This window comes from Psychromonas sp., assembly GCF_047632955.1.
Lineage (GTDB): Bacteria > Pseudomonadota > Gammaproteobacteria > Enterobacterales > Psychromonadaceae > Psychromonas.
Genome location: NZ_JBLIED010000017.1, coordinates 72,646 through 79,993 on the forward strand (window position 1 = coordinate 72,646; position 7,348 = coordinate 79,993).

Consider the following 7,348-nt stretch of genomic DNA (forward strand, 5'->3'; position numbering starts at 1 on the left):
TTAGTTTGATTTTAAAATTTATTTTTAATCATCCCTTGAAAAAATAAATTTTAGCCATATTATGTCTTTGTTGTCCCATCCATTTTGAGGTTTATATGAAACGTATTGCTTTATTTTTACTGACAAACTTAGCCGTTATTTTAGTCTTAGGTATTGTTCTGAGTTTGGTTTTCAGGTTCACCGGATTAGACTCGCGGAGTACCGGGGGATTGCTGGTACTAGCTGCTGTTTTTGGCTTTGGTGGATCATTTATCTCTCTCGCTATGTCAAAGTGGATAGCTAAACGCAGTACCGGTGCCGTGGTTATTATCCAAGCTAACAATGAAATTGAGCGCTGGTTGCTTAATACCGTTGCAGTACAAGCTAAAAAAGCGGGCATTAGCTGTCCTGAAGTTGCTATTTACGATGCACCTGATATGAATGCTTTTGCCACCGGGATGAATAAAAATAAAGCCTTAGTGGCCGTCAGTTCCGGTTTGTTAAAATCCATGACACGCGATGAAGCTGAAGCAGTACTCGCACATGAAATCAGTCATATTGCCAGCGGTGATATGGTCACCATGACGCTGCTTCAAGGAGTTGTAAATACCTTTGTTATCTTTATTGCACGGGTTTTAGGGAATATTATTGATAGCGCATTAAACAACAATAATTCTCAATCCGAGGGGCGTGGGTTCTCTTATTATATTATTGTTTTTGTTTTAGAAATGGTGTTTGGTGTATTGGCAAGTACGATCGTCATGTACTATTCCCGTCAGCGCGAATTTAGTGCCGATTCAGGGGCTGCTAAATTAGTGGGGAAAAACAAAATGATCGCCGCATTACAGCGTTTACAAAAAGGATCGGAGCCTCATCTGGCGGGCAGTTTGATGGCCTTCGGCATTTCAGGAAAGCGCAGTGGTGGATTATTTATGTCTCACCCGCCATTAGAAAGCCGAATACAAGCGCTTCAGGAAGCATGATGATTTGTAACAACTATTAAATAAAAAACACCGTTTTTCTGCAAAATAGCGGTGTTTTATCTGTCCTTATTTTATTTTTCTGCCACAATCTCAACTGTATTAATCACTACGCAAGTAGGGTGCTTATTGGACAAACAGACTAATATTCCATAACCTGACAATTGCGCGGAATAGGATTGTTTTTTCACCCTTTTTATTAAAATTACCTTCTCTATAAATCGGAATAACTATTATTAATTGTATGAAAATGTTTAAATTTTTATTTTTATTGTTAACACTGCTCGCACATGGGAGTCTCTATGCGGATGTTATATTCTCAATAAAAGGGGTAGACAATAAAGACGTAAAAGAGAATATAGACGTTTTTTTGAAGGGCTTGTCGCAACCCAAAGATGCTAATAGTCAGAGTTATCTGCAACAGGTAAAAACTTCAACCCAGCAAGCGGTGACGGCTTTAGGCTATTATCAAATGCAGTTGGATATTAATGTCGAAGGCGAAACAGATAAACAGACGCTCACCTTGCAGGTAAATCTTGGGCAGCCCACTCGTATTATCGGATTAAATTTAAAGCTGCTGGGTGAGGGTAATACAGATGCCGCCTTTTTATCTCTAATTAAAAATTTTCCGCTAAAAAAGAATGACATCCTTCACCATGGTAAATATGAGCAAGGAAAAAGTCAGTTAAAAAATCTTGCTCAACAACATGGTTACATTGATGCAAAATTTGTCAAAGCATCCGTTGATGTTATCTCAAAAAATAACAGTGCCACCGTTAATATTTGGTTTGATACCGGGATCCGCTACCAATTTGGTGAGTTGATCTTTCCTTCAGAAGATTTACCAAGCAAACAATTTATCACTGCATTACAAAATTTTAAAGCGGGCGATCCCTACGACTCTCAAACATTAATTAAATTTAACACGGAAACAAACAGAACAGGTTACTTTAAAAGCATTTCCATTTTACCGGAAATTAGCAAAAAACAGGGACGCGAGATTCCTCTTCTGGTGGTTGCCAAAATGCGTCCTAAAGACTCATTCAGTGCCGGTATAGGATTCAGTACCGATGAGGGAGTGAGAGGTAAATTCCGCTGGACACGCCCCTGGGTAAATAAATATGGCCACAGTGTCGTGGGTAACGTGGTCGCCTCGGTGCCCGAACAAGAAGCCACTTTAGCCTATAACATTCCTATTAGTGATCCTCTCTACCATTATTATTCGATTCAAACCGGTTATAAGTTTGTTGATGACGATGATACCGATACCGAACAATACGTATTCAGTGTCGGACGCTTTAAGCGTTTAGAAAATAATTGGTTACGCGATGTCTTTATTAAATATCATAATGAGACAGGCGAGCAGGGCCAAGACGATTTTTCGGCTGAATTAATTATGCCGGGCATAAGTTTTAGTCGCACCAGATTGCGTGGTGGTATTCGTCCCACTTGGGGAGACTCCCAACAATACGAAGTGGCGGTATCCAATAAAAGTTGGCTTTCAAGTGCTAATTTATTGAAAGTTTATGGAAAAGCAAAATTTCTGCGCAGCTATAACGAACAGCAATTTTTCAGTTCCACGGAAGTTGGCGCGCTTTATACGGACTCTATTTTTAACGTGCCGGCTTCGATGCGCTTTTTTGCCGGAGGCGATCAAAGTATTCGAGGTTTCAGTTATGAAAGTATCGCCCCTGAAGATGATGATGGCTATTTAATTGGCGGAAAATATCTTGCGGTGCAACGTTTAGAATATCGTTATCCGGTGGCGGCTAATTGGAAGTTGGCGGCTTTTGTTGATGCGGGAACGGCTACATCAACCTTCAGCGAACCTATTTCTGTTGGCTCTGGTATCGGTGTTGTTTGGTCATCTCCGATCGGCCCGGTGAGATTTTATGTAGCAGCGCCGGTCAGTAATGCCGATACCAGCATTGATCAATGGATGGTGCACTTTATGATTGGACCTGAGTTATGAGTACCAAGTTAAAAATAAAGAAAATATTTAGAAAAACTTTTTTAACATTATTGTTATTAATTATATTTACCGTCGTCAGTGTAACGTCTATTTTATTTACACATGCAGGTACTAATCTTGCTGTTAAACTGGCAAACAAATTTGAACCGCGACTTGCCGTCACCCTTGATTCAGGCAGTTTATTTTTGAATCCCCATTATTCTAATATCAGTTGGCAATCTGACTTTTTTTCGATCTCTTTTTCTAAATTAGAATACACATTTGATTGGTCATGTGCTTTTACAAAAATTTGTATCGAAAAGCTGTATGCCGATGATATGGTTATTGTTTTAGATTTAGATAAAACCGAGCCACCGACAGAAGCTGAAATTAAAGCACTGGCGGATAATCCTTTTACCTCACTGCAGCTACCGATCTTTATCGATATTCAATCGCTTATTTTAAACAACAGTTCTTTTATTCTGCCTGGCAAGTTATCTGTTGCAAGTAAACGTTGGGAAATCCAAGCACAAGGTTTTAAAGATAATGTTACGGTTTTTAATTCAATCACAGAAGGTTTGGTGGTTGATCTTTCCGGTAGTGAAAATGCCAGCAAACTCAATAAGCCAGACGCTGCAACCGAAAAAAGCAATTTAATGGTTTTAAACTCATTGCCGGCATTAATCAGTGAACAAGACTTAGCGGAGATCTCATCATTTTTTAATTTAGATATTAAAAATATCCAAATTTCAGACTTTAAATTAACCCAAGATGACAAACAAACGCTGGTGTCGGTTAATTCGGCACAGGCTGCTTTACGCTTCTTTTACAGTAAATTAGAAGTGGATAAATTCACTGTAGATATGCCCGATGCCGATCTGGAATTAATGGGAAAAGTAAACTTTACCGGTAAATATCCGCTCGACCTACAGTTAAGCGGTGACATTAAAGATTCAAAATACCTACAGCCGCACTCTTTATTGAACGCTCAGCATTTTAGTTTAAAAAGCAGCGGTGATTTTTCTGATTTAAAAACAGATTTACAGTTTAGCAACAAAATAAGCGCACAAATGAAATTAGCGGTAAATTTATTAGCCGATAATTTACCTTACAGCTTAACCCTTGATTGGCAGAAATTAGGTTGGCCTTTTGAGGGTAAAGCCGAATATTTTTCACCAACAGGGCAGTTAAGCAGCCAGGGTAAATTAAATGATTATCAACTTAGCTTAAAAGCTAATTATGAATTAGAGAATATACCGGGCGGAAAAGTAGATTTAAAAGCGGTGGGGGATTTACAAAAATTAAATGTAAACAACCTAAAAATCAATACCCTTAACGGATTATTGCAGTTAACCGGTTTACTGGACTGGTCAAAAAAAATCGCCTGGAATGGCCAATTAGATATCAAAGATATCGATTTGAAACAATTGGAAACGGAATATACAGGCCAATTTAACGGTAAATTAAAACAATACGTTGCCATTGAGTTAAACGATAATAAAGCGCCCGGGTGGTCAGTCTCTATACCGGAAATGGCCGTGACAGGACAATTTTTAAACCGGCCCTTTGCGATTAACGGTGTCATTAACGGCAACGATAAAGAGGGTTTAAAGTTAAACAATGTTTACCTGCATAATGCCGACAACCAAATTATTATCAATGGAAAACTGGCACAACACAATGACTTGACTGTCGCAGTCGATATTAAAGATTTAAGTCATGCATTACTTAACAGCACGGGTGCAGTGAAAGGTAAGGTTAAAATCGAAGGGTCGATGGACGCCGTTAAAGTCGATACTGATTTACAAGCAGATACACTCCGTTATCAAACATCTTCGCTCAACTCATTAATAATTAATGGTCAACTGCTGCTTTCAAAACAGCCCAAAGCAACACTTTCTGTACACGCCGAAAAACTCGAAGTTTCAGATCAACTCATTGATACTATTGATATAAATGTAAAAAATGTCGGTCGTACCAAGCAGGGTGAAAATCATCAGATTGACCTTCAGCTGGTCAGTGAAATGCTCACCACTGATATGCAGGTGCAACTAAAACAGATCGGTGATAAATGGCTGACGGCCGTGAGCGCCGCAGTTTTAAATCTTCAGAAACAAAAATTGACGCTTGATACTCCCTTTGATGTGATTATAGAAGGACAAAATGTGCAACTGACGGCACATTGTTGGACGGCTTCGAGCAGCAGCATAAAAAATAATGGCAAGTTATGCCTGAAAAAATTCAATATAGGTGAAGCTAATAATATTATATTGCAGATAAACTCTTATCTGCTCGCGGGCCTTGATGACATATTACCTGAAGAAATTAGCTTTGATGGTGCAGTATCGGCAGATGCAGATATAAAATGGCAGGCAAATAAAAAGCCGACAGCTAATATCAAAATCTATTCTAATGATATGAAAATGAAACTAAACCTCGTATCCGATGATAAAAAAATTGTTGAGTATCCGGTTGATAGTTTTGTTATAAATGTTATTTCCGACCAGAAAAAAACAGATTTTTCGGCCAATATTTCATCAAAAAAATTAATCAATGCGCAGCTGCAGGGGCAATTAACAGGCAATGCCGATACCCCAAATATACAAGCTAATGTAGTACTTGATGTTCCTGATTTTGCGCCTTTCCGAGTATTGGTCCCGGAACTTGAAAAATTATCCGGTATGTTAACGGCTAATTTGAGCATCAACGGTGCCATCAAAAATCCGCTCGTTAAGGGAGAAATTCAGGTTACGGATACTTCAATTAAAGCGGCAGGGGCCCCAATCCAATTACATGATTTAAATACCCTTGTTAAAATCAATAACAGCTCGGCAACCTTAGAAGGTTACTTTGATACTAATGGTCAGGATCCAAAAGGAAAACAAAGTAACAAAACCTTTAGATTTATCAATAAAACCCTGAGCCTTGTTGATACATCGCTTAAATTTGTGACTGAACCGCTGCTGCACAACAAAAAAATAGAAAAAGAAGATATAGAAAAGGGTAAAGCCTATATCAGCGGTGAATTTGAATGGCAGGATAAGTTTAAGGGAAAAGTTAATTTATATGGCAATAAATTATTGATAAACGATTACTCTAAAATTTATTTACTGGTCAGTCCAAATTTAGAATTAATATTTGATCAGTCGGTTAATTTAAGTGGAAAGATCGTTGTTGATCAAGGGCAAGTTACCGTAAAAGAATTACCTGCGGGGGCTGTTACAACTTCGAAAGATATCGTCGTTGTTGATATTAAAAAGAAATCGGATACCACGGACTTGCCGGTAATTATTAATTTAAGCGTTAATCTTGGCGACAAATTAAAAATTGATGCGCTTGGTTTAGATACATCAGTAACGGGAGCGTTATTAATTAGAAAACGGTTAGATAAAGATCTGACCATACACGGTGACTTAAAACTCGTCGATGGCAGTTATCGCGCATTAGGTCAGCAACTAGTATTACAAAATAGCAGAATAATATTCCAGGGTATTCCCGAATCTCCCTATATCTCAATAGAAGCAATCCGCGATCCTGATAATATTGAAGATGATGTTACTGCTGGTGTGCGTGTGAACGGTACGCCAGATCAGCTTGAACTGGTTATATTCTCAGATCCAAGCATGTCTCAACAGGATGCCTTGGCCTATATAACACGAGGGAAATCCATATCAAGTAGTCTCAATAGCCAAGAAGACAATCAATATACTAACATGCTTATTAATTTGGGGACTGGGCAAACAACTGAACTGATGGGAGGAATCGGTAATAAAGTAGGTATAAGTGATTTTGCGCTTACTTCGGGCGATGAAAGCGGGTTACAGACAGTAGGCGTAAGTGGCCGTATTGCTCCAAATCTAGAGGTCAGTTATGGAGTTGGCGTATTTGATAGTTTTACAATATTTTCTATTCGTTACGAATTGTTTGAACGTTTTTTTATAGAAGCATCAAACGGCTTAGATCAAGCGGTAGATGTTTATTATCAATGGGATAACGAATAATATTAGGGTTGCTAGTTGCTAAACTAATCACGCATTTTATGAAAAACTGGAAGTTTAGGCATTTAACTTAAGTTATTAGATCGCCAAAATAAGCCGTCATAAAAGGGGGCTTGTCACAAAGTTTTTTCGTCAACAGTAAAATGGATATTTTAACGCTTTTCATAAAACTTGGATTCAAATAATAAGTGCATAACTTGAATAGGTAGAAAAAGCGGTCAGCTGAATATATGCTAATCGCTTTTTCTCCGGCAAGAGATGCAACAATGAAAACATATAAACAACTAAGTGTTAGCCAATCAACCATTAGCAGGGAGTTTTCGCGTAATACAGGTAAGCGTGGCTATCGTATTAAGCAGGCTCAAATGTCATCAGACAAGCGTCGATTAACTGCTTGTAAATCTATTAAAATGACACGCAGCCTCATTGAGTTAATTGAC

The 7,348-nt window shown here is 38.3% G+C and carries 3 protein-coding genes; all 3 read left to right on the plus strand.

What is annotated here, in order from left to right; genetic code table 11:
* The first annotated feature begins 95 nt into the window (after positions 1-95).
* The 3 genes from htpX to ACJAZP_RS11845 all read left to right on the plus strand — a co-directional run bounded on the left by htpX (position 96) and on the right by ACJAZP_RS11845 (position 6,911).
* A complete protein-coding gene (gene htpX, locus ACJAZP_RS11835) occupies positions 96-962 on the plus strand; it encodes a protease HtpX (protein WP_415230951.1) in 867 nt (288 codons plus the stop codon).
* A gap of 247 nt (positions 963-1,209) precedes the next feature.
* The gene (locus ACJAZP_RS11840; RefSeq protein WP_415230952.1) at positions 1,210-2,931 is read left to right on the plus strand and encodes an autotransporter assembly complex protein TamA; all 1,722 of its coding nucleotides are present in this window, start codon (positions 1,210-1,212) and stop codon (positions 2,929-2,931) included.
* The gene (locus tag ACJAZP_RS11845) at positions 2,928-6,911 is read left to right on the plus strand and encodes a translocation/assembly module TamB domain-containing protein (protein WP_415230953.1); all 3,984 of its coding nucleotides are present in this window, start codon (positions 2,928-2,930) and stop codon (positions 6,909-6,911) included. The genes ACJAZP_RS11840 and ACJAZP_RS11845 overlap by 4 nt, the downstream gene beginning before the upstream one ends.
* Positions 6,912-7,348: the final 437 nt, after the last annotated feature.

Excerpts from the sequence above, each read along its gene's own strand:
- ACJAZP_RS11840 (WP_415230952.1), top strand. The coding sequence starts at position 1,210 with ATGTTTAAATTTTTATTTTTATTGTTAACACTGCTCGCACATGGGAGT.
- htpX (WP_415230951.1), top strand. The coding sequence starts at position 96 with ATGAAACGTATTGCTTTATTTTTACTGACAAACTTAGCCGTTATTTTA.
- ACJAZP_RS11845 (WP_415230953.1), top strand. The coding sequence starts at position 2,928 with ATGAGTACCAAGTTAAAAATAAAGAAAATATTTAGAAAAACTTTTTTA.